The organism is Thiohalorhabdus denitrificans, assembly GCF_001399755.1.
Lineage (GTDB): Bacteria > Pseudomonadota > Gammaproteobacteria > Thiohalorhabdales > Thiohalorhabdaceae > Thiohalorhabdus > Thiohalorhabdus denitrificans.
In genome coordinates this window covers 113,161-132,937 of record NZ_LJCP01000006.1, presented here as the reverse complement: position 1 = coordinate 132,937, position 19,777 = coordinate 113,161, and the positions used below count along the sequence as shown (strand labels likewise).

The 19,777-nt window shown below is 68.4% G+C and carries 19 protein-coding genes; 2 read left to right on the top strand and 17 right to left on the bottom strand.

Annotation, left to right across the window (positions count from 1 at the left end):
* Positions 1 to 43 precede the first annotated feature (43 nt).
* Complete coding sequence (locus tag AN478_RS02070) at positions 44 to 460, top strand: hypothetical protein (protein ID WP_054964964.1); 417 nt, start codon at positions 44 to 46, stop codon at positions 458 to 460.
* On the opposite strand, the gene AN478_RS02065 is transcribed toward AN478_RS02070, so the two are convergent.
* The 15 genes from AN478_RS02065 to pilM form a co-directional block, all read right to left on the bottom strand.
* Positions 457 to 1,152 (bottom strand): HAD family hydrolase, encoded by a 696-nt coding sequence (locus AN478_RS02065; protein WP_054964963.1) that lies wholly within the window; start codon positions 1,150 to 1,152, stop codon positions 457 to 459. The two genes, AN478_RS02070 and AN478_RS02065, sit on opposite strands and share 4 nt — an antisense overlap.
* A gap of 97 nt (positions 1,153 to 1,249) precedes the next feature.
* Entirely contained in the window at positions 1,250 to 2,644 is a 1,395-nt protein-coding gene (hemN, locus tag AN478_RS02060; RefSeq protein WP_054964962.1) for an oxygen-independent coproporphyrinogen III oxidase, read from the bottom strand.
* A 94-nt stretch (positions 2,645 to 2,738) separates the two neighbouring features.
* Positions 2,739 to 3,797 carry a uroporphyrinogen decarboxylase gene (hemE, locus tag AN478_RS02055; protein WP_054964961.1) on the bottom strand — a complete coding sequence of 353 codons (1,059 nt, stop codon included), beginning with the start codon at positions 3,795 to 3,797 and terminating at the stop codon, positions 2,739 to 2,741.
* Between the two features lie 52 nt (positions 3,798 to 3,849).
* Entirely contained in the window at positions 3,850 to 5,217 is a 1,368-nt protein-coding gene (locus AN478_RS02050; protein ID WP_054964960.1) for an ArsB/NhaD family transporter, read from the bottom strand.
* Between the two features lie 57 nt (positions 5,218 to 5,274).
* Positions 5,275 to 5,745 carry a CBS domain-containing protein gene (locus AN478_RS02045; protein ID WP_054964959.1) on the bottom strand — a complete coding sequence of 157 codons (471 nt, stop codon included), beginning with the start codon at positions 5,743 to 5,745 and terminating at the stop codon, positions 5,275 to 5,277.
* 114 nt (positions 5,746 to 5,859) lie between these two features.
* Entirely contained in the window at positions 5,860 to 6,084 is a 225-nt protein-coding gene (locus AN478_RS02040) for a YdcH family protein (protein WP_054964958.1), read from the bottom strand.
* A 10-nt stretch (positions 6,085 to 6,094) separates the two neighbouring features.
* The gene (locus tag AN478_RS02035) at positions 6,095 to 6,310 is read right to left on the bottom strand and encodes a hypothetical protein (RefSeq protein ID WP_054964957.1); all 216 of its coding nucleotides are present in this window, start codon (positions 6,308 to 6,310) and stop codon (positions 6,095 to 6,097) included.
* Between the two features lie 128 nt (positions 6,311 to 6,438).
* Positions 6,439 to 7,524: a 3-dehydroquinate synthase gene (gene aroB, locus AN478_RS02030; protein WP_054964956.1), complete on the bottom strand. Its 1,086-nt coding sequence runs from the start codon at positions 7,522 to 7,524 to the stop codon at positions 6,439 to 6,441.
* 115 nt (positions 7,525 to 7,639) lie between these two features.
* Positions 7,640 to 8,182 (bottom strand): shikimate kinase, encoded by a 543-nt coding sequence (locus AN478_RS02025; protein WP_054964955.1) that lies wholly within the window; start codon positions 8,180 to 8,182, stop codon positions 7,640 to 7,642.
* A gap of 9 nt (positions 8,183 to 8,191) precedes the next feature.
* On the bottom strand, positions 8,192 to 8,662 hold the full coding sequence (locus AN478_RS13840) for a hypothetical protein (RefSeq protein ID WP_176758754.1): 471 nt from the start codon (positions 8,660 to 8,662) through the stop codon (positions 8,192 to 8,194).
* A 321-nt stretch (positions 8,663 to 8,983) separates the two neighbouring features.
* Complete coding sequence (gene pilQ, locus AN478_RS02015) at positions 8,984 to 11,443, bottom strand: type IV pilus secretin PilQ (RefSeq protein WP_176758753.1); 2,460 nt, start codon at positions 11,441 to 11,443, stop codon at positions 8,984 to 8,986.
* A 4-nt stretch (positions 11,444 to 11,447) separates the two neighbouring features.
* On the bottom strand, positions 11,448 to 11,894 hold the full coding sequence (locus AN478_RS02010; protein ID WP_054964952.1) for a pilus assembly protein PilP: 447 nt from the start codon (positions 11,892 to 11,894) through the stop codon (positions 11,448 to 11,450).
* Between the two features lie 92 nt (positions 11,895 to 11,986).
* Entirely contained in the window at positions 11,987 to 12,580 is a 594-nt protein-coding gene (gene pilO, locus AN478_RS02005) for a type IV pilus inner membrane component PilO (RefSeq protein ID WP_054964951.1), read from the bottom strand.
* A 9-nt stretch (positions 12,581 to 12,589) separates the two neighbouring features.
* On the bottom strand, positions 12,590 to 13,162 hold the full coding sequence (locus tag AN478_RS02000) for a PilN domain-containing protein (protein WP_054964950.1): 573 nt from the start codon (positions 13,160 to 13,162) through the stop codon (positions 12,590 to 12,592).
* Positions 13,159 to 14,211 carry a type IV pilus assembly protein PilM gene (pilM, locus tag AN478_RS01995; RefSeq protein ID WP_054964949.1) on the bottom strand — a complete coding sequence of 351 codons (1,053 nt, stop codon included), beginning with the start codon at positions 14,209 to 14,211 and terminating at the stop codon, positions 13,159 to 13,161. The genes AN478_RS02000 and pilM overlap by 4 nt, the downstream gene beginning before the upstream one ends.
* A gap of 188 nt (positions 14,212 to 14,399) precedes the next feature.
* Between pilM and AN478_RS01990 the strand changes: the two genes are divergently transcribed.
* Positions 14,400 to 16,976, top strand: coding sequence for a penicillin-binding protein 1A (locus AN478_RS01990; protein WP_054964948.1), 2,577 nt, complete (start codon positions 14,400 to 14,402; stop codon positions 16,974 to 16,976).
* A gap of 24 nt (positions 16,977 to 17,000) precedes the next feature.
* Here the strand turns inward: AN478_RS01990 and AN478_RS01985 are convergent, their stop codons facing one another.
* Both AN478_RS01985 and AN478_RS01980 read right to left on the bottom strand, forming a co-directional pair.
* A complete protein-coding gene (locus AN478_RS01985; protein WP_054964947.1) occupies positions 17,001 to 18,590 on the bottom strand; it encodes a bifunctional aminoglycoside phosphotransferase/ATP-binding protein in 1,590 nt (529 codons plus the stop codon).
* Positions 18,591 to 18,846: 256 nt separating this feature from the next.
* Positions 18,847 to 19,659, bottom strand: a complete 813-nt coding sequence (locus tag AN478_RS01980) for a 3'(2'),5'-bisphosphate nucleotidase CysQ (protein ID WP_054964946.1) — start codon at positions 19,657 to 19,659, stop codon at positions 18,847 to 18,849.
* Between the last annotated feature and the right edge of the window lie 118 nt (positions 19,660 to 19,777).

Genomic DNA, 19,777 nt, shown 5'->3' with positions numbered 1-19,777 from the left:
CATACGGAGCTCGCTCGATTCCGACCATATACGGAGGACTGGCATGGCGATCAACGAGCATTGGGGTACCGGTTTCGAGGTGAACCGCGACCCGAACGCGGGGGTACGACGGGATATGGTGCCCGATGAGGACGCCGGCTGGGCCCGGGCCACCGGCAAGGTGGGGGCCTGTTCGGCGGCGGTCCACGAAATTCGGCCGCTGACCCACGAGCTGACCATCGGCGGCATCCTGGGCATGGGCGGCACCCACCTCTACGTAACGAACAAGACGGACATCCGCTGGCCCGACGGAAGCCCGGTCGAGCTGGGGGAAATCCGCGAGGGGGATCAGGTGGCGGCCATCTACCAGGAGGTGGAGCACCGCTCCTTCGAGGTGGCCGACGAGCAGGGGCCCGAGCGCCAGCTGGAGGCCATCCACCTGGTGGTGGTCCCCCGCGAGCACGGGAAGGGAGAAGGCTAGGCCTGCTCCCCCCGGCCGAGGGCGGCGAGCAGGTCGGCGTCCACCTCGGCCGGTTCCCGCACCACGCGGTGGGCCTGCTCCAGCCCCGCGTCTCCCCCGCGGTCCAGGCCCACCACCCACAGGCCAGCGCCCCGGGCGCTGGCCGCCCCCGTGGGGGTATCCTCGATGGCCGCGCAGGCGGCCGGCTCCAGGGGCTTTCCCAGGCTCTCGCCCAGGCGCTCCACGGCCAGACGGTAGCTGGCCGGGTCCGGCTTGCTGTGGGCCACGTCCTCGGCGGAAACCACCACCCGGAATTCCTCGGCGATGCCCAGGGCCGCCAGGGTGGGCTCGATCTCTTGGCGCAGCGCCCCGCTGCATACCGCCAGGGGCAGGAGCTCCCCCAGACGCCGCACGCACTCCACCGCCCCCGGGATGGGCTCCAGGCCGGCGGCTAGCTCGCGGTCGAAGGCCGCGCTCTTCGCCTCGATCAGGCCTTCCAGATCCGCCTCGGCGAGCTCCCGTTCGCCCCGGCGAAAGGCCTCCCGGAACCCGTCGCGGTCGTCGAAGCCGATGTAGTGCGCCAGGTACTCGTCCCAGCCGTAGCCCTGTCCGAGGGGCTCCAGCACCGCCTGGAAGGCCCGGTAGTGAGCCGGCTCACTGTCCACGATCACGCCGTCGAAGTCGAAGACGAAGGCCTGCAGGGGGAGGTCCATAGGCGCGCTACCGCTCGGCTGGAAAGGGGAAGGCAAGGGTAAAGCAAACCCCCGGTCCGACCAACGGAGCCGGGGGAGGGCGGAGCCACGCTACCGCTCAGATGACCTTGGAGTAGCGCTGGGCGCCTTCCTTGGCCCGCAGATAGGCGTCGAAGACCATGGCGATGTTGCGGATGAGCAGCCGGCCCCGCGGCGTCACCGTCAGACCCCGCTCCATCAGCTCAATGAGCCCATCCGCGGCCATCTCCGCTAGGTCCGCCAGCTCGGCGGCGAAGTGCTCCCGGAAGTCCACCCCCCAGTCCGCCTCCACCCGGTCGAAGTCCAGGGCGAAGTCGCACATGAGGCGGGTGATCACGGCGCGGCGCAGGCGGTCCTCGCCGGTCAGCTCGTAGCCGCGGAACACCGGCAGCTCGCCGGCCTCCAGGGCCGCGTAGTAGGGCTCCAGCGTGCGCACGTTCTGGCTGTAGGTGGCGCCCACGCTGCCGATGGCGGTGACGCCCATGGCCACCAGGTCGCAATCGGCGTGGGTGGAGTAGCCCTGAAAATTGCGGTGCAGCTGGCCCTGCTGCTGGGCCCGGGTCAGCTCGTCGTCGGGCAGGGCGAAGTGGTCCATGCCGATGTAGACGTAGCCGGCCGCGGTGAGGCGCTCGATGGTGTACTGGAGGATTTCGAGCTTCTCCTCCGGCGCAGGCAGGTCCTCGTCGCGGATGCGGCGCTGGGGCGGGAACAGGTCCGGCAGGTGGGCGTAGTTGAACACCGCCAGCCGGTCCGGGCGGGCCTCCAGGACCCGCTCCAGGGTGTGGGCGAAGGTCTTCCGCGACTGGAAGGGCAGGCCGTACATGAGGTCCAGGGACAGGGAGTGGAAGCCCTCGCGGCGGGCGGCGTCGATGACGGCGAAGGTCTGCTCCGCCGGCTGGATGCGGTTCACCGCCTCCTGCACCTTGGGATCGAAGTCCTGCACCCCCACCGACAGGCGGTTGAAGCCCACCTCGCGCAGGGCGGCGATGGTGGCCGAGTCCGCCGCGCGCGGATCCACCTCGATGCCGTACTCGCCGCTGTCGTCGTCGCGCAGGCGGAAGTGCTCGGCGGTCTTGGCCATGAGGGCCCGCATCTGGTCGGGATTCAGGAAGGTGGGGGTGCCCCCGCCCCAGTGCAGCTGATCCACCGGTCGGTCGCCGTCGAACAGCGCCCCCTGCAGCTCGATCTCCTTGAACAGATAGTCCAGGTAGGTCACCGCCTTGGAGCGGTCCTTGGTGGCGATCTTGTTGCAGGCGCAGTAGAAGCACAGCGTGTCGCAGAAGGGGATGTGAAAGTACAGCGACAGCGGCCGCTTGGGGGCCTCCGCGTTGGTGGCCCGGGCCACCTCCTCGTAGGCCTCAGGGCCGAAATCCTCGTGGAACTGCGGCGCGGTGGGGTAGGAGGTGTAGCGGGGGCCGCTCTTGTCGTACTTCCGGATCAGGTCGAGGGCGAATTCCACCTGCTGGTCGGCCATGGCCGTGTCTCCTGCGCTGCGCTGTGCGGGGCCCGCTTGTATGGACCCGGGCGGAGGGCGGGACGTTCCCCGCCGGTTCGGCGGGGCGGCCCGCCTAGTCCCGCCGGCTGAGCTGGTGGACCGCCGCCACGAAGGCCTCGGCGTGCTCCGGAGGCACGTCGGGGTTCACGCCGTGGCCCAGGTTGAACACGTGCCCCGGTTGGGGACCGAAAGCGTCCAGGGTGCGGGCCACCTCGCGCTCGATGCGCTCCGGGCGGGCGTAGAGCACGGTGGGGTCCAGGTTGCCCTGCAGGGCCACCCGGCCGCCCACCCGGCGGCGGGCGTCGGCGGGGTCGGTCTGCCAGTCCAGGCCGAGAACGTCGGCGCCCGTGGCGGCCATGTCCCCCAGCCAGGGCCCACCCCCCTTGGTGAAGAGGATCACGGGCACCCGCTCCCCGTCGTTGACCGCCCTCAAGCCGTTCACGATCCGCTGCATGTAGGTGAGGCTGAATTCCCGGTAAGCGGGCGGGGTGAGCACGCCGCCCCAGGTGTCGAAGATCTGCACCGCCTGGGCCCCGGCCTCGATCTGGGCGTTCAGGTAGTCGGTGACCGCCACCGCCAGCTTGTCGAGCAGGCGGTGCAGCACGGCGGGCTCGTCGTAGGCGAGCCGCTTGATGGTGCCGTAGGTCTTGGAGGAGCCGCCCTCCACCATGTAGGTGGCCAGGGTCCACGGCGAGCCGGCGAAGCCGATGAGCGGCACCCGGTTGTTCAGGGCCTTGCGAATGGCGGCCACCGCGTCCGGGACGTAGCGCAGCTCCTCGCCGGGGTCGGGGATGGGCAGGGCATCCACATCGGCCGCGCTGCGCACGGGGTAGTCGATCACCGGGCCCTCGCCGGGGGCGAAGCGCAGGCCCCGGTCCATGGCGGCCGGGATGGTGAGGATGTCCGAGAACAGGATGGCAGCGTCCACCCCCAGTCGGTCCACGGGCTGCAGGGTCACCTCGGTGGCCAGCTCCGGGCTGCGGCACAGGCTCATGAAGTCCCCGGCCTGCTCGCGCACCCGGCGGTACTCGGGCAGGTAGCGCCCCGCCTGGCGCATGAGCCAGACCGGGGTGTAGGGGGTGGGCTCGCGCCGGCAGGCGCGCAGGAAGGTGTCGTTCTCGGGGCGCGTCATTCGCTGCATCCTGGACGGGAAAGGGGCGCCGGCCCGCGGGCGGCGCCGGGATCTAGAAGTAACGGTACCAGACGTAGAAGCTGGCGATCGCCACCTGCAGGAGCATCAGGGGGAAGGCGACGGCCAGGAAGGGCAGGAAGCGGATGGGGTGGCCCGCCCGCTCCGCGAAGCCCGCGGTGATGAGGTTCGCCGAGGCCCCGATCAGGGAGCCGTTGCCGCCCAGGCAGGCTCCCAGGGCCAGGGACCACCAGATGGCGCTCTCCGGCGCGCCCTGCAGGCCCGCCTCCTGGAAGGCGGGCAGCATGGACTTGATCATGGGGATCAGGGTGGCCACGAAGGGGATGTTGTCGACGATCGCCGAGGCGACGGCCGATACCCACATGATGGCGAAGCTGGTGGCCATGAAGTCCCCGCCGGTGGCGGCCAGCACCTTGTCCGCCATCAGCTCCAACAGGCCCACGTGCTCGATGCCGGCCACCAGCATGAACAGGCCCACGAAGAAGAAAATGGTGACCCACTCCACCTCGGCGAAGATGTTGTGCACGCGCTCGCTGGCCTCGTCGGGGGCCAGGCCCACGGTGTAGAGGAGCAGGAGCAGGGCCGCGCCGAACATGGCTACCGTGGCCGGCTGCAGGCCCAGGCTGTGGTGCATCATGAAGCCGACCACCACGAGCCCCACCACCAGCAGGGAGCGCTTGAGCAGGCCCGGGTCGGTGATGGCGTCCCGCTCGCGGAAGGCCATGACCCGCTGCATGCCCTCCTCGCTGGCCCCCATGTAGCGCCCGTAGATGAGGTACAGGGGAACCAGGGTGACTGCGAAGATCAGCGGCACGATGGGAGCCAGATTGAACAGGAAGTCGTTGAAGGTCAGGTCGGTCTGGGTGCCGATCATGATGTTGGGCGGGTCGCCGATGAGGGTGGCGGTGCCGCCCACGTTGGAGGCCATGATCAGGGCCAGCAAAATGGGGTAGGGGTTGATCTCCAGCTCGTCGCAGATGAGCAGCGCCACCGGCACGATCAGGAGCACGGTGGTGACGTTGTCGAGCAGCGCAGACAGGACCGCCGTGACAATGGAAAGCATCACCAGGATGCCCCACGGTCGGCCCCGGGCCCATTTCGCCGACTTGATGGCCAGGTACTGGAACACGCCGCTCTGCCGGCTGATGGCCACGATCACCATCATGCCCGTGAGCAGGCCGATGGTGTTGAAGTCGATGCCGGCGACCGCCGTGCTCTGGGGCAGGATGCCGAGGACGATCAGGAGGCCGGCGCCGATGAGGGCCACCACCGCCCGGTTGATGCGCTCGGTCATGATGACCACGTAGCTCAGCACGAAGACGGCGGTGGCCATCCAGAAAGGATCCAGGCCGAGAAGGACCTGTGAGGTGCTGTCGTGGCTTCCCCCGTGGCTGGTTTGCATTGCCCGTGATTCCCTAGCTCTGTGGTTCCTGGTGGGCGCCCTGGCGGGCGGTCCTTGCTAGCTGCTGAAATCCAGCCTCCCGAAGATGTGGCGCATCACCTCCCATTCGGAGATTTGCCCCACCAGCTTGTGGCCGTCGTCCACCACCCAGACATTGCGGGCCTCCTTGTCCTCGTCCCGGATGAGGGCCGTAGCCACGGCGAGGAGGGCCGTGTCGGGGCCCACCTTGCGCACCTCCCGGCTCATGACCTCGCGCACCGTCCGTTGGCCCAACTCCTGGAGACGGTCGGTGACCTGGTGGAGGTCCGGGGCAAAGGTGAGATTGGCGAAATGCCGGTCGTTGCGGATGTAGGAGGGCAGCGCCTGACGGATCAGCTCGCGCATGGTCAGCACCCCGAGAAAGCGCCCCTCCTCCACCACCGGCAGCTCCCGCCGGCGGTTCTCCCAGACCGGCTCCAGCGCCTGGTGGACGAGTGCGTCCGGAGTCAGGATGAAGAAATCGGTGCTCATAACGTCGCGCGCCAGCATGGCTCACCCCTGCCGGAAACATGGTGGTCGGGTCGGTCGGGAGGTTCCCGCAAGGCCCCCGAGTGTACAAAAAAAGGGCGCGTAATGCGCCCTTTTTCCTCTGGATCCGTGTCCCTATTGGGCCTGTGCCCGCAGCCTACTTCGCATGAACTCCAGCTGCTGCTTCACGTACAGCCGCTCGCGCTTGAGTCGGCTCAGCTCCAGGTCGTCCACGTGCCCGCGCCCGTCCTCGAGCTCGTCGATCCGGTCATCGAGGCTGCGGTGGCGTTCCAGCAGGTTCTGGAAGTGCCCGTTCTGCCGGGCCAGCTCCTCGTCCAGGTAGTCCACCTCGGTCGCCATTAGACCCTCCTTATTGGTGGCTCTGGGGGCCGTCTTCCGCCTCCTCCTCGTCGTTCTCCTGCAGGAGGCGCAGGCGGCGAACCTCCTCGGTCAAGGCGCGGTTGGAGCGCACCAGCTGAAGCACCAGAAACGGCAGGGTCACCCAGAGGATGAACAGCGCCGTCAAGGCGATGCCGATCAGCAGCAGGAGTCCATTGCCGACGCCATGAAAGAAGTCCTGGATCATTTGCGATTCAACCTACGGTTGGCGGGGCTGGGGTGTCAACGCTCCTCCACTACCCGCAGTCCCAGGCTACCATTGCCCAACCGGGGTGCGTTGACGGGAGTCAAAGCGGGGCGGGCAGAGGCGGAGGGTCAGCGGCAGGCTTCGATGGCCTCGCGCACGGTGGCCTCGGGAACCTCCGCGGTGACAAAGGCCCGCCCGATATCCTCGAGGAGGACATAGCGCACCCTTCCCCCGGCGGCCTTCTTGTCCACTCCCATGATCTCCAGGTAGCGGTCGGTGGACAGGCCGGCGGGGCCCGCCACCGGCAGCCCGGACCGTTCCAGCAGGGCCCGGGTGCGGGTCACGGCGTTCTCGGAGAGAAAGCCCAGGCGCCGGGAGGTCTCGGCGGCCATCACCATGCCCGCCGCCACCGCCTCGCCGTGGAGCCAATCGGTGTAACCCGTCCCCGTTTCGATGGCGTGGGCAAAGGTGTGCCCCAGGTTGAGCAGGGCCCGCTGGCCGGCCTCCCGCTCGTCGGCGGCCACCACCTCCGCCTTGTTGCGGCACGAGCGGTAGACGGCCTCGGTCAGGGCCCCCGGGTCCCGCCCCAGAATGGCCGGGGCCTGCTCCTCCAGGTAGGCGAAGAACGCCGGGTCCCGGATCAGGCCATATTTGACCACCTCGGCAAACCCGGCGCGCAGCTCCCGGTCGGGCAGGGTGGCCAAGGTATCCATGTCGGCCACCACCACCCGCGGCTGGTAGAAGGCGCCGATCATGTTCTTGCCCCGGGGGTGGTTCACCGCCGTCTTGCCGCCGACGGCTGCGTCCACCTGGGCCAGCAGGGTGGTGGGTACCTGGACGAAGGGCACCCCGCGCTGGTAGGTGGCCGCGGCGAAGCCGGCCAGGTCCCCCACCACGCCGCCGCCCAGGGCGATAACAGCCGTCTGCCGATCGGCTCGGCTCTCCAGGAGCCGGTCGTACACGGTCTCCAGGGTCGCCAGGCTCTTGTGCTGCTCCCCGTCGGGCAGGTCCGTCCGGGCCACCACCTTGATCCCGGCGGCCTCCAGCCCCTCGGCCAGCCGCTGCGCGTACAGGGGCCCCACCGTCTCGTTGGTGACGATCACCGCCCGTGGGGTCGGCAGGGCCGCCGCGATCAGCTCGCCCGCGCCGAGGAGCTCGGGGCCGATGTGAATGGGGTAGCTGCGCTCGCCGAGGTCGACGGTGAGGGTCTTCATGGGCTCTGGAGCTTGGGGTGGGGATAGGGTCGTGGTTGGTACCGCAGGAGGCGGGCCCAGCGGGTGCGCCTATGGCGGAAGCCGAGCCGGGCTCTAGATGCGGGCCGCTTGAGGGCTAGTCTACCGCGCCCGGATCGGCGGAATCCAGGCGGGCGAGGATTTCCTCGGCCACCTCCTGGGCGGTGCGGCCGGGGGTGTCCACAATCAGGTGGGCCTGGCGGTAGAGGGGCTCGCGCTCGGCCTGCAGGGCCTCCAGCTTCGCCCGGGGGTCGTCCACCTGCAGCAGGGGACGGTTGGCGTCCCCGGCCGTTCGCTCCAGCAGAGTCTCCACGTCGGCGCGCAGATAGACCACGGTGCCGTTCGCCGCCATGGTCCGGCGATTGGCCTCCCGCAGCACCACCCCGCCGCCGGTGGCCACCACCAGGGGCCCGGGGCGGGCAACCACCTCCTCCAGCGCCGCCTGCTCGCGGTCGCGGAAGCCCGCCTCGCCCTCGGCGGCGAAGATCTCCGGGATGGCGCAGCCGGCCCGTTCCGCGATGACGGCGTCCAGGTCCACCAGCTCGACCCCCAGGCGGTGGGCCAGAGCCCGGCCCACGGTGGACTTGCCCGAGCCCATGGGGCCCACCAAGAAAGGCTTGTCCGGCCCACATTCATGCATTGAAAACCTTCAGCAACTGGCCCCATCCCCAAAGGGACTGATTTCCCCTACCGGAGGTTCGTCCTGTTTTTCCACATCCTCCTGCGCCACCGGGAGCCCAAAGGCCCGGCTCTGCGATCCCTCGGTACCGGTGGTCTGTGTTTCTGCGGTTAGGCTGACCGTGGCCCAATGGCCGAATTCGGTGCCGTACACCACGAAGAAGTCCGCATAGCCTCGCTCATCGGTGGTGATTCGGCCCACCGTCACCGAATCGTTGCTCTCCTCCGTTGTCTCCACATTGCCCGAGAATGTGGCCACATTGCGAGGATCGAGCACCCCGTTGCCGTTTGCGTCCTCCCCGGAATCCAGCGTTCCGTTAAGGTTCCGGTCCTCGTTCGCACAGGGGCCAGCGGTTGGCTCAATCTTCCAGAATTCTTTTTCTGTGTCCCACTCTCTCACCCCCTTCGTATAGCTTGTTGTCACCACTCGCAGGTTTATCACTGCCCCTTCCACAGGCTGCCCATCCGTTGAGGTGACCAGAACCGTCCATGGATCCTTATAACGGAGGTTTCCCTCCGAGCCTTCCTTCACTACATGGGTCCCGCCCGACATTACAATGTAGGCGGGATCCCCGGAGCTCTCATCCGCATCCCCGCAGCCCGTAAGACCAGCCCCTAAAACAACGCTAACTACCGCCCCGGCCATAGCGAGCCTGGCGCCTCCCCGTAAGCGCATGTTGTACCCCTTTCAACGTTCCTGGTGGTCCCCGTAATCCCATAATTCCCCCTTTTTTCAATGGTTCCTGAACCCATCCGCCCGGGCTCAGCTCTGGTCCTGTTTCACCTGCCGTCCCCCGGTGGCCTTGTCCTCGACGATGCGCGGGGTCAGGAAGATGAGCAGCTCGTCCTTCTGGGTTGTGGTGGTGCGGCTGCGGAACAGGGCCCCGATCAGCGGGATCTTCCGCAGGAAGGGCACTCCGGTCTCGTCCTCCCGCTCCGCCTTGGCGTAGATGCCGCCGATCACCAGGGTCTCGCCGTCGTCCACTAGCACCTGGGTCTCCACCTCCTCGGTGTCGATGGCGGGGCCGGCGGCGGTGTTCTGGGCCACGCTATCGTTGCTGGCCTCCACGTCCAGAATGAGGCTGCCGTCGGGGGTGATCTGCGGCGTGACCCCCAGACTCAGCACCGCCTCCTGGAAGCTGATGTTGGTGGCTCCGGAGGAGGTGGCCTCCTGGTAGGGGATCTCCGTGCCCTGCTTGATGGTGGCCTCCTGCTGGTTGGAGGTCACCACCCGGGGGCTGGAGATGATCTTGCCGTTGCCCTCCGCCTCGATGGCCGACAGCTCCAGGTCGAGGGTGGTGTTGTTGGCGATGTGGCCCAGGCGCATCCCCAGGCTGCCGGCGGCGCCGCCGCCCACGCCGGCGGCGGGGAGATCCACGGCCAGGTCCGGCTCGGCGTTCTGGGCCCCGCTCAGGGAGCCGGAGAAGTCCAGACGATTGGGGAACTCGAAGCCCGTGGTGTCGGTGTGGAAGCCGCCCCAGCGCACCCCCATCTGCCGCTCGAAGGAGGTGTTCACCTTCACGATGCGCGCCTCGATCATCACCTGGCGGGTGGGTCGGTCCAGCTTCTCCACCATCTGCCGCACGGCCCGCAGCTGCTCCGGGGTTTCCCGCACCAGGAGGCTGTTGGTGCGCTCGTCCACGCTGATGCTGCCGCGCCGGGAGAGCATGCCGCCCTCGCCCTCGCCCTGGCTTTCCAGGAGGGCCTTCACCTCGGAGGCCTTGGCGTAGTTGATCTGGAGGATCTCGGTCCGTAGCGGCACCAGCTCCCGGCGCTTCTGCTCGGCCTCCAGCTCCTGCTGGGCCTGCTGCTGGAGCTCCGCCTGCGGGGCCACGCGGATCACGTTGCCCCGGCGGTCCATGCCCAGGCCCTGGCTATCGAGGATGATGTCCAGGGCCTGGTCCCAGGGCACGTCGTTGAGCCGCAGGGTGAGCTGGCCGCCCACGCTATCGCTGGCCACCATGTTGAGGTCGGCGAAGTCGGCCAGGATGTTGAGGGCCTGGCGCACCTCGATGTTCTGGAAGTTGAGGCTGAGCTTCTCGCCCTGGTAGGGCTCACCAGTGGCCTCCGGACCCTTCTTGGCCTCCTGCGACACCCGCTTGCCGACGTTCAGCACCAGCTTGTCGTCCAGCTGGTAGGTGGTGGGCTCCAGGGGGCCCTTGCCGGAGGCGACCACCCGGACGGCGTCCTCTCGCTGGTAGAGATCCACACTCTCCACCACGGTACCGAAATCGGTGACCTGCAGGCGCTTCTCCAGCTCCTCGGGCAGGCGGGTCTTGGGCAGGTCCATCACCACCCGGCCTTCCTCCAGCTGCACCTGGGCCTCCGCCCCGGTACTGTCCAGCGACAGCTCCACCCGGCCCACATCCGGCTCGGGGCCCACGGTGAAGTCCACATCTGTCACCTCCCGGCCGTCCTGGCTCCTGCTCGGCCGGCGCAGGGACACCCGCAAGCCCTCGGGGGCGGGCTCCAGGTTGTGGGTCACCTGGCCCTTCAGGTCCAGGACGGTCCGGGCGTGGTCGCTGCCCTGGCCGAAACGTACCCGTTCGATAAGGGGGTGGTTCTGGGGATGACGGTTCTTCGAAACGCCCAGTTTGGCGTCCTGGAGGTCCACCACCAGCCGCCGGGGGTCGTCCAGCTGGAAGGACTGAAACTGCCGCGGTTCCCGGCTGGTCTTCAGGGTCAGGGAGGCCCCTTGCGCCCCCTCCTTCAGATCGAAGTCCTCAAGCGTCAGCGGCCCCGCATCCTTTTCGGGCTCCGGACGCGCTTGCAACGGCTGGGGCTCCGGTTCGGGCTCCCGTTCCATCTCAGCGGAAGCCGGGTTCGTCCGCTTGGCGGGGGCCAAGGTGATGGCCAAGGCGGCCCCTTCCCGGGTGGCCGAGGCCTCCGCCACCCGGCTTAGCCGAAGCTCCAGACGCGGCGGCTGCCCCTCCGAGGTGTGGAGCGTAAGCTCTTCCACCAGCCCCTCGGAGGCGGTTTCGGGAAGGGCCGATTCCTCGATGGCGGCGTCCGGGAGCTGGACCAGCACCCGGGGAGGCTCCTCCTGGGAGAGGAGGCGGTAGGTAAGGGGACCGTCTCCGGTGAGGAGCAGGCCGGTCTCTTCCCCTTCCTCAAACAGCTCCACCTTGCTCACCTGCACCTCGGCCATGGCAGCCGTGGAGACCAGGGCCTGCGCCAGGAACACCAGAAACGCGGCGGTTAACCAAGAAATCCGCCCAGCCACTATGTCATCCCCCTCTTGACTCGATCTCCACGGTGCGCTTGCGCGGCTCCCAGCGGCCCTGGCCGCGCGACACCAGCTCCCGGAGCGTCAGACTATCCGGGCCGATCTCCCGCACCTCTCCGTACTGCTTGCCCATGTAATCGCCCACCGTCACCGTATGGACGATGCCGTCCGGGGCGCGTACATAGGCCTGCCAACCCTCGCCGGGAACCTTCATGGTCCCCACGATCTCCAGGGTGCCCAGGTCGAAATCCTCCAGCGGGCCCGGTTGCCGGTCGGTATCCGGCTGAGGCCCCTGGCTCCGTCGCTCTCGCGGCTCCCGTTCCTGGTGAAACGGCTCGAAGGGCGACCGCTTGGGCTCCTGGAAGGCCACGTCGGTGGGCTCCACGGGGTCCGGGAGGGGCTTGGCCGCCTCCTCCTCGTCCGGCGGCGGCGGAGGCTTCTCCACCATCGTTCGCAAATCCGCAACCGGATCCTCCTGGCCGCCGCAGCCTGTCAGAAGGATCGCCGTCCCCAGTACAGCCGCTCGGGCGCTGCGCACGCTCACTTCTTCTTACCCTTCGACTGCTCGTCCTCGCCCAGGAACCGGTAGGTCCGGGCCCGGCCCTTCAGGGTAAGCTCCCCCCCCTTGGCCCCGCTCAGCTGCATGTCCCCGACGTTCACGATCCGGGGGAGGGAGGCGGTGGCCGCTAGGAACCGCCCCATGGCGTCAAAGGTGCCGCGCACCTCCAGCTCCACGGGAAGGACGGCGTAGGACCCCTTGGGGACCTCGTCCGCAGGTCGGAACAGCTTGAAGTCCAGCCCCTCCGCCTTGCCCACGTCATTCACCGCATCCAGCAGGTCGGCCACCTCCGTGCGGTCGGGAAGCTGCTCAAGGGCGCCCTCCATCCGCTTCTCCAGCTTCTCGTACTGCTCACGCAGGACCGGGAGGTTGGCCACCTGGCGCTTCTTTTTCTGGTACTGAGCGGTGAGGCTCTGCACCCGCTGCTCCATCTCCGCCACTTCCTTCTGGTGAGGGAGGTACACGAACCACCAGAAGGAGCCCCCGATCAGGGCGGTCAGCACCAGCAGGGCCACCGCCTTGACCCAATCGGGGGCGTTCAGGGCGGCATCGAGATTCAGGTCCTGGACGTCCATGTGCCCCCTTTACCCCTTCTTCCCGTCGGTTTCGCCGTCGCCGGGCTCCACCAGCTTCACCCCCATCTTGAAGCTTTTGACGGATCCCCCGTCCCGGTTGCCGCCGGTGATCACCTCCAGGTCGGGATCGGTGAACAACGCGGAGGCCTCCAGGCGCCGCATGAAGCTGGAGATGTCGTTGTTGGTGCGCGCGGTCCCTTCCAGCTGCAGGCCTTTTTCCGTCTGTTGAACGGAGCTCAAGGAAACCTCCTTGGGCACCGCCCCACCCAGGTTCTCGAACAGGCGCACGGACAGGTCCCGACCCTTCTGGAGCTTGCGGATTTGCTTCAGCTTACTCATCAGCTCCCGGCGCTGCTCCTTCAGCTGGTCCACCTCGTCCAGCTTGTCCCGGATATCGGCCAGGGCCGCCTGCATGTACTCCACCCGGGCCTTATGCTGGCTCTCCACTTTCTGCAGGTGGAAGTAGGTGGCCGCCAAAAGGCCCAGCACGATCACCAGAAAGATCCCGGCGCCCAAGCCGTCCCGCATCAGCTGGAGCTTGCGGCGCTGTTCGCGGTAGGGGAGAAGGTTGATGCGGATCACGGGTCGAAGCTCCGCAGGGCGAGGCCGGTTGCCACCATCAGCCGGGGCGCCACCTGCTCCAGGCCGTTACGCTTGAGGCCCCCCCCCACCTTCATCCCCGCGAAGGGGTTGGCGACGGTCACCCCGACGTCGAGCTGCGCCTCCAGGCTTTCGGCCACCCCGGGCAGGAGGGCGCAGCCCCCGGAAACCACTACCCGGTCCACCGGGTGCTCGGGCTGGTTGGAGGCATAGAAATCCAGACTGCGGCCAATCTCCATGGCCAGGTTCTGCAGGAAGGGGTCCAGGACGCGCTGGGTGTAGTCCTCGGGCAGGTCCCCGCGGGCCAAGCGCTGCTCGGCCTGGGCCTCCTGCCAGCCGTAGGACTCGGCGATGGACTCCACGAGCTGCTGGCCGCCGAAGTAGTGGTCGCGCGTGAAGATGGACTGGCCGCGATGGAGCACGTTGATGTTGGTCACCTGTGCCCCGATGTTCAGCAGGGCCACCGTCTGCTCCAGATAGTCCTCGGGGGCGCCGAGCTCGAAGGCGTTCTCCACGGCGAAGGGGTCCACATCGATCACGGAGGCCTTCAGGCCCGCCTTCTCGATGGCCTCCAGATGGCCGTCCACCACGTCCCGCTTGCAGGCCACCAGCAGGACCTCGAGCTGGTTCGCCTCGTCGGCGGGATCCGGGCCGAGCACCTGGAAGTCCAGGTACATGGACTCGATGCCCGCCGGCAGGTGGTAGTCGGCCTCCAGCTCCACCTGGGACTGCTGCTCGGACTCCTCCAGCCCGGCGGGGATGGAAATCTTCTTGGTGATCACGGCGGCACCCGCTACGCTGGCGGCCACGAACTTGGTGCGCGCCTTGACGCCCTTGCGGGCCCGGCCGATAGCGGCGGACACCGCGTCGGGGTCCACCACCGCGTGGTCACTGATGGCCCCGGAGGGCAGGGGCTCGGTGGCGAATCCGCGCAGACGGTAGGTACGGCCCCGCCGCTCCAGATCCACGGCCTTGACGCCGGTGGTGGAGAGATCGAGCCCAAACAGGGGTTTGTTGTACAGCTTGGCCATGGGCGGGCCGCTTTCCCGGAAAACACGTTTTGGTATTATTCGGACCTGCCCTTTATATCAGGGAAGACCCTTAAGGGAAACAACCCACACCCCTGGAACCCGGACCGCTCATGGGCGTCCAAGACAAGTCCGATTTGTATTAACAATCAACCCGCAGGCGCATAATGCCCACTTTCCTCAGACGAATCTTGATCGCTTCAGGGGTTTTTCTCCTCATCGGGGCGGTTAGCGGGTTTGGGGGGTATCTCTGGCTGAGCTCCCAGCTCCCGCCCATCACCAAGCTGACCAACTACGAGCCCCAGACCCCCATGCGGGTCTTCGCCCGGGACGGGCAGCTCATCGGCGAGTTCGGCAGCCAGCGGCGCCTGCCCCTGCCGCCCGAGGCCATCCCCGAACAGCTCAAGGACGCCTTCCTCGCGGCGGAGGACTCCAGCTTCTTCGACCACCCCGGCATCGACGTGCCGGGGATCATTCGTGCGCTGATCGCGGACATCAAGGCGGGCGCGCCGGTGCAGGGGGCCTCCACCATCACCCAGCAGGTGGCCCGGACTTTCCTGCTGACCCGCGAACGCAAGATCATGCGGAAGCTCAAGGAGATGCTGCTCGCCTTCCGCATCGAGGAGCGCCTCACCAAGGCCGAGATCCTGCACCTCTACCTGAACCAGATCTACCTGGGCAACGGGGCCTACGGGGTGGAGGCCGCCGCCCAGAACTACTACGGGAAATCCGTCCACGAGCTGACCCTGGCCGAACGGGCCATGATCGGCGGGCTGCCCAAGGCCCCCTCCGGCTACAACCCCGTCAACAATCCGGAGCGGGCCCGCGAGCGCCGGGACTACGTACTACGGCGCCTGCGGGATACCGGCAAGGCCAGCCCGAAGGCCGTGGAGAAGGCCCTGGCCACTCCCGTCCATGCCCGGAGCCATAGCCCGGTAACCAACCCCATGCCCCAGGTGGCAGAGGAGGTGCGCCGGCGAATGGTGGAGCGTGTCGGCAAGGAACGGGCCTATACGGAAGGGTTCCGGGTCTTCACCACGGTGGACCCGGACATGCAACACCAGGCGCGCAAGGCCGTTCAGAAGGGCCTCTTGGACTACACCTACCGCCACGGCTACCGGGGCCCCGAGGACCACTGGGACCTTGAGGAGCTGGTCCGGGATACGGCGCTCCCCGGTCCCACCACTGAGAGCGGTGGTGGGACCGGGTTCACGTTCGACCGGCCCGGCGCGGGGGTGGGGATCCGCCAGGCGCTGCTCGAGCGCCTGGCCAAGCTCCGGCCCATCGGCCCGCTACAGACCGGGGTGGTCCTGTATCTCGGTACTGGGGAGGGGGAGGAGGATACGGCCGCCGAAGAGGACCCGCCCCGCAGCGCCCGCGTCCTGCTGGCCGATGGCCGCGAGATCACCCTTTCCTGGGACGGCATCCGCTGGGCGCGGCCCTATAAATCGCCCACCGAGCGCGGGCCGGAGCCGGAGACGGCGGCGGAGGTCCTGTCCCCTGGCGACGTGATCCGCCTGGAGAAGCGCCCCAACGGGCCGTGGTTCCTGAGCCAGGTCCCCAAGGTGCAAGGGGCCTTCGTGGCCATGGATCCCCCTTCCGGGCAGATCCGAGCCATGATCGGTGGCTTCGATGAATGGCGGTCCCATTACAATCGGGCCACCCAGGCGCGCCGGCAGCCCGGCTCGTCCTTCAAGCCCTTCCTGTACGCCGCGGGCCTGTCCAAGGGCATGACCCCGGCCACCCTCATCAACGACGCGCCCATCGTCTTCGAGGACGAGGCCCTGGAGACCCGCTGGCGGCCGGAGAACTACTCGCAGAAATTCTACGGCCCCACGCGCCTGCGCCAGGGCCTGGAGCACTCCCGCAACCTGGTGACCATCCGCCTGATGCGCAACATCGGGACCGATTACGCCCTGGACTTCGCCTCCCGGTTCGGGTTCGACCGGGACGTCCTGCCGCGGAACCTGTCCCTGTCCCTGGGCTCGGCCTCGGTTGCGCCGATGGACGTGGTGCGCGGCTACGCGGTTTTCGCCAACGGCGGCCTGCAGGTGGACCCCATCCTCATCGAGCGGATCGAGGATCGCCACGGGCAACCGGTCACCCGGAACCTCGCCCGCTCGGGCTGCATCCAGTGCCATCGCGCCGGCAGCCCCGGGGAGCTGGACCCCGAGGCCCAGACCGAAAACCCGGAGATGCGGTTCCACCCCTCCATCCGGCCCGAGCGGGTCCTCTCCCCGCAGGTGAACTACCAGATGGTGAGCATGCTGCGCGGCGTGGTGGAGCGGGGCACCGGATGGCGCGCCAAGCGCCTGGGGCTACCCCTGGCCGGCAAGACGGGCACCAGCAACGCCCAGCGGGACGCCTGGTTCCTGGGCTTCTCCAGCGAGCTGGTGGGTGGGGCCTACGTGGGCTTCGACAAGCCCAAGACCCTGGGCAGCCATGAGACCGGCTCCCGGGCGGCGGCGCCCATCTGGGTGGACTTCATGCGCCAGACCCTGAAGGGCCGCGAGGTGCGGGAATTCGAGCAGCCCGAAGGGGTGGTGAACGTGCGCATCGACGCGGAGACCGGCAAGCTGGCCGCTCCCTGGAGCGAGGAGACCCTCTTCGAGTACTTCCGGAAGGGCAACGCGCCCACTGAGACCACGCCCCGGCCCGCCTCCGTGGCTTCCGACGGCGGATCCGGGGAGGAGGAGAACGACCGTGGGGGCGGAAGCGGCGAGCGCCGGGATTCCGGATCCTCGGAGATGATGGACGACCTCTTCTAGCCCGGGGGCCGTCGGCGGGGCTCGCTAGGCCCCGCCGTTGGCAGGGGCCGCGCGCCGCCGCACCTCGGCGGCGAGGGCGTCGAAATCCAGCTCCCGGCTGGTATCCACCGGTACCGCGTGGGCTTGCTCGTCGGCGTCCAGGGGATCCTGATGGGCCAGCTGATGCTCCAGGACCGCCTCGTTTCCCTCCGAGACCACCCCCTGCTGGCCGGCGCGCTCGCGCAGCCAGCCACGGATGACCGCCTCGGGGGCGTGCAGGTCCAGGATGACGTAGGGCACGTCCAGGTCGGCGGCCAGGGCGTGGGCCGCCCGCCGCCGTTCACCGGCGAGGTAGGTGGCGTCCAGGTAGACCGGGAAGCCGGCTGCCAACGCCGGACGGGCGAGATCCAGGAGGCGCTGATAGGTCCGCGCCGACAGCTCCTCGCCGTAGATGCCGCCCCCCACCGCCGAACCGCTGCCCGCCTCGGGCTCCAGGCCCGCGAGGCGCTTGCGCTCCACGTCCGAGCGGATCCGCACCCCGCCCAGGCGGGCGAGGAGGGGGCGCGAGACCAGGCTCTTCCCCACCCCCGTCACGCCGCGGGCAATGATGAGCATGGCCGCGTTCTCCCCGGCGGCGGATTCGGCCAGGGCGAAATAGCGCAGGGCCTCCTCCCGCAGGCGTCCCCGCCGCTCCGGGTCCTCCGTTTCGCCGGCCTGGAGGGCCGCCACCTTGGCGCGCACCAGGGCGCGGTAGACGGTGTAGAACGGCAGCAGGCGCAGCCCCGGATAATCGCCCCCCGCCTCGAGGTAGGCATTCAGGAAGGGCACCGCCAGGTCCCGCCGCTCCCGGAACCGCAGGTCCATCCAGGTGAAGGCCACATCGGCCATGACGTCCGTAAAGCGCAGGGCGGGGTCGAACTCGATGGCGTCGAAGGGCGTGAGGACGCCGTCGAGGAGAGCCAGGTTGGCCAGGTGCAGGTCGCCGTGCCCTTCCCGGACCCGCCCGGTGCTGCGGCGCTCCCCGAACAGGTCGCCGTGGCTCTCCAGGAACCCCTCCACCCAGGCCGCCAGGTGCGCGAAGCGCTCCTCCTCCAGGCCGAGCCCCGGCAGCTCCGCGCGCAGCTGCTCCAGGTTCTCCCGCTGGTCCCGCCGCACCGCATCCCAGGTGCCGTATTCCTGGTCCGGTGCCGGCTGGCGGGCCCCCTCATGGAGCTCGGCCACCCGCTCGCCCAGATCCGCCATCTCCGCGGCACCCAGCTCTCCCCGCTCCAGGCAGCGGTCGGCGCGCAGGGCGGGGTCGAACTGCACCATGCGCACGGCGTATTCGTTGGGCTCCCCCGCGCCGTCCAGCTCGGGATCCTCGGGGCTCCCCGTGATGGGCAGGACCGCTTGGTAGAGCCCCGGTGCGGTGCGCCGGTTGAGGCGCAGCTCCTCCTCGCAGCCGTGCCGGCGCTTGGCCAGGGTGGAGAAATCCAGGAAGCCCAGGTCGAGCGGCTTCTTGACCTTGTAGGCGTAGTCGCCGGTGAGCAGGACGTAGGAGATGTGCGTCTCCACCACCTCGACCCGTGAGACGGGGTGGGGATAACGGGAAGGATCCAGCAGGGACCTGATCAGGGGCGGCCAATGGAACTCCACGGGCTTTCTCCCCTGGATGGCGGAAAGTCGATGGACCAGAAAGCATCAATAAGCCGAGACACCAAGAAACACGCCGAAAGGATTTAACCGCCAAGTACCCCAAGAGAAAGACGGGAAAAAGAGAAGAATCAACCTCTCTTTAAATCTCGATCGGTATTCTCAGGTCTTCTTGGCTTCTTGGTGGTTTGTCTTTGCCTTCCTTGGCGCCCTTGGCGTTCTTGGCGGTTCAATTCGCCTTGCGGCGGCTCCCCTCCGCTCAGGCGCGCAGGTCCGGCGCCAGGGGCGTGTCCTTGAGGGCCTCCAGGAGATCGGCGTGCAGGGCGGGGTTGGCCGCCACCAGGGACCGGGTCTTGCCCTCGGGCTTGTTGAACACCACCTCGGCGCCGTCCTTCTCCGTGGCCAGCCCGCCGGCGGCCTGCACCAGGTACACCCCGGCGCAGATGTCCCACTCGCAGCGCGGCGTCAGGGTGTAGAAGACGTCCACCTGGCCCGCCGCCACCAGGGCGAGCTTGTAGGCCACCGAGCCGATGGGGCGCAGGTGCATGGTGGCCGCCACCTCGTCGAACTCGCCGCGCTTGTACTCGCTGCGGCTCACGGCCACGGAGGCCGCGGCGCGGAAGCGCTCCTCGCTGACCCGGGCGGGGCCGCCCATGTAGGTCACCCCGGCCCCTTCGGCGCCGGCGATCATCTCCATGGTGGCCGGGTTGAACACCACGCCGAGCTTGGGCTTGCCGTTATGCACCAGGGCGGCGGCGATGGAGAACTCGGGCACCTGCTCGAGGAACTCCTTGGTGCCGTCCAGGGGGTCCACCACCCACACCCATTCCTTCTCCAGGCGGGACTGGTCGTCCACGGTTTCCTCGGACTGCCAGCCGCACTCCGGGCACAGCCCCAGCAGCCGCTCGCGCAGCAGCTTGTCGGAGGCCAGGTCCGCCTTGGTGACGGGGTCGTCCACCCCCTTCTCCCACTGCTCGTTGGCCCCGCCCTGGTACTGCATCACCTCGCGGCCGGCGGCGCGCACCGCCTCCTTCACGTCCTCCAGGAGCTGGGGCAGCTGCTGTTCGTCCAAGTAAAGCCTCCTTGAGCGTTACCAATGACCGCGGAGACGCAGGGAAGCGCCGAGGAAATAAGGAAATCCTGCGGGAGCCTCGCCTTGCCGTTCCCCGCGTCTCTGCGGTGAATTCAGT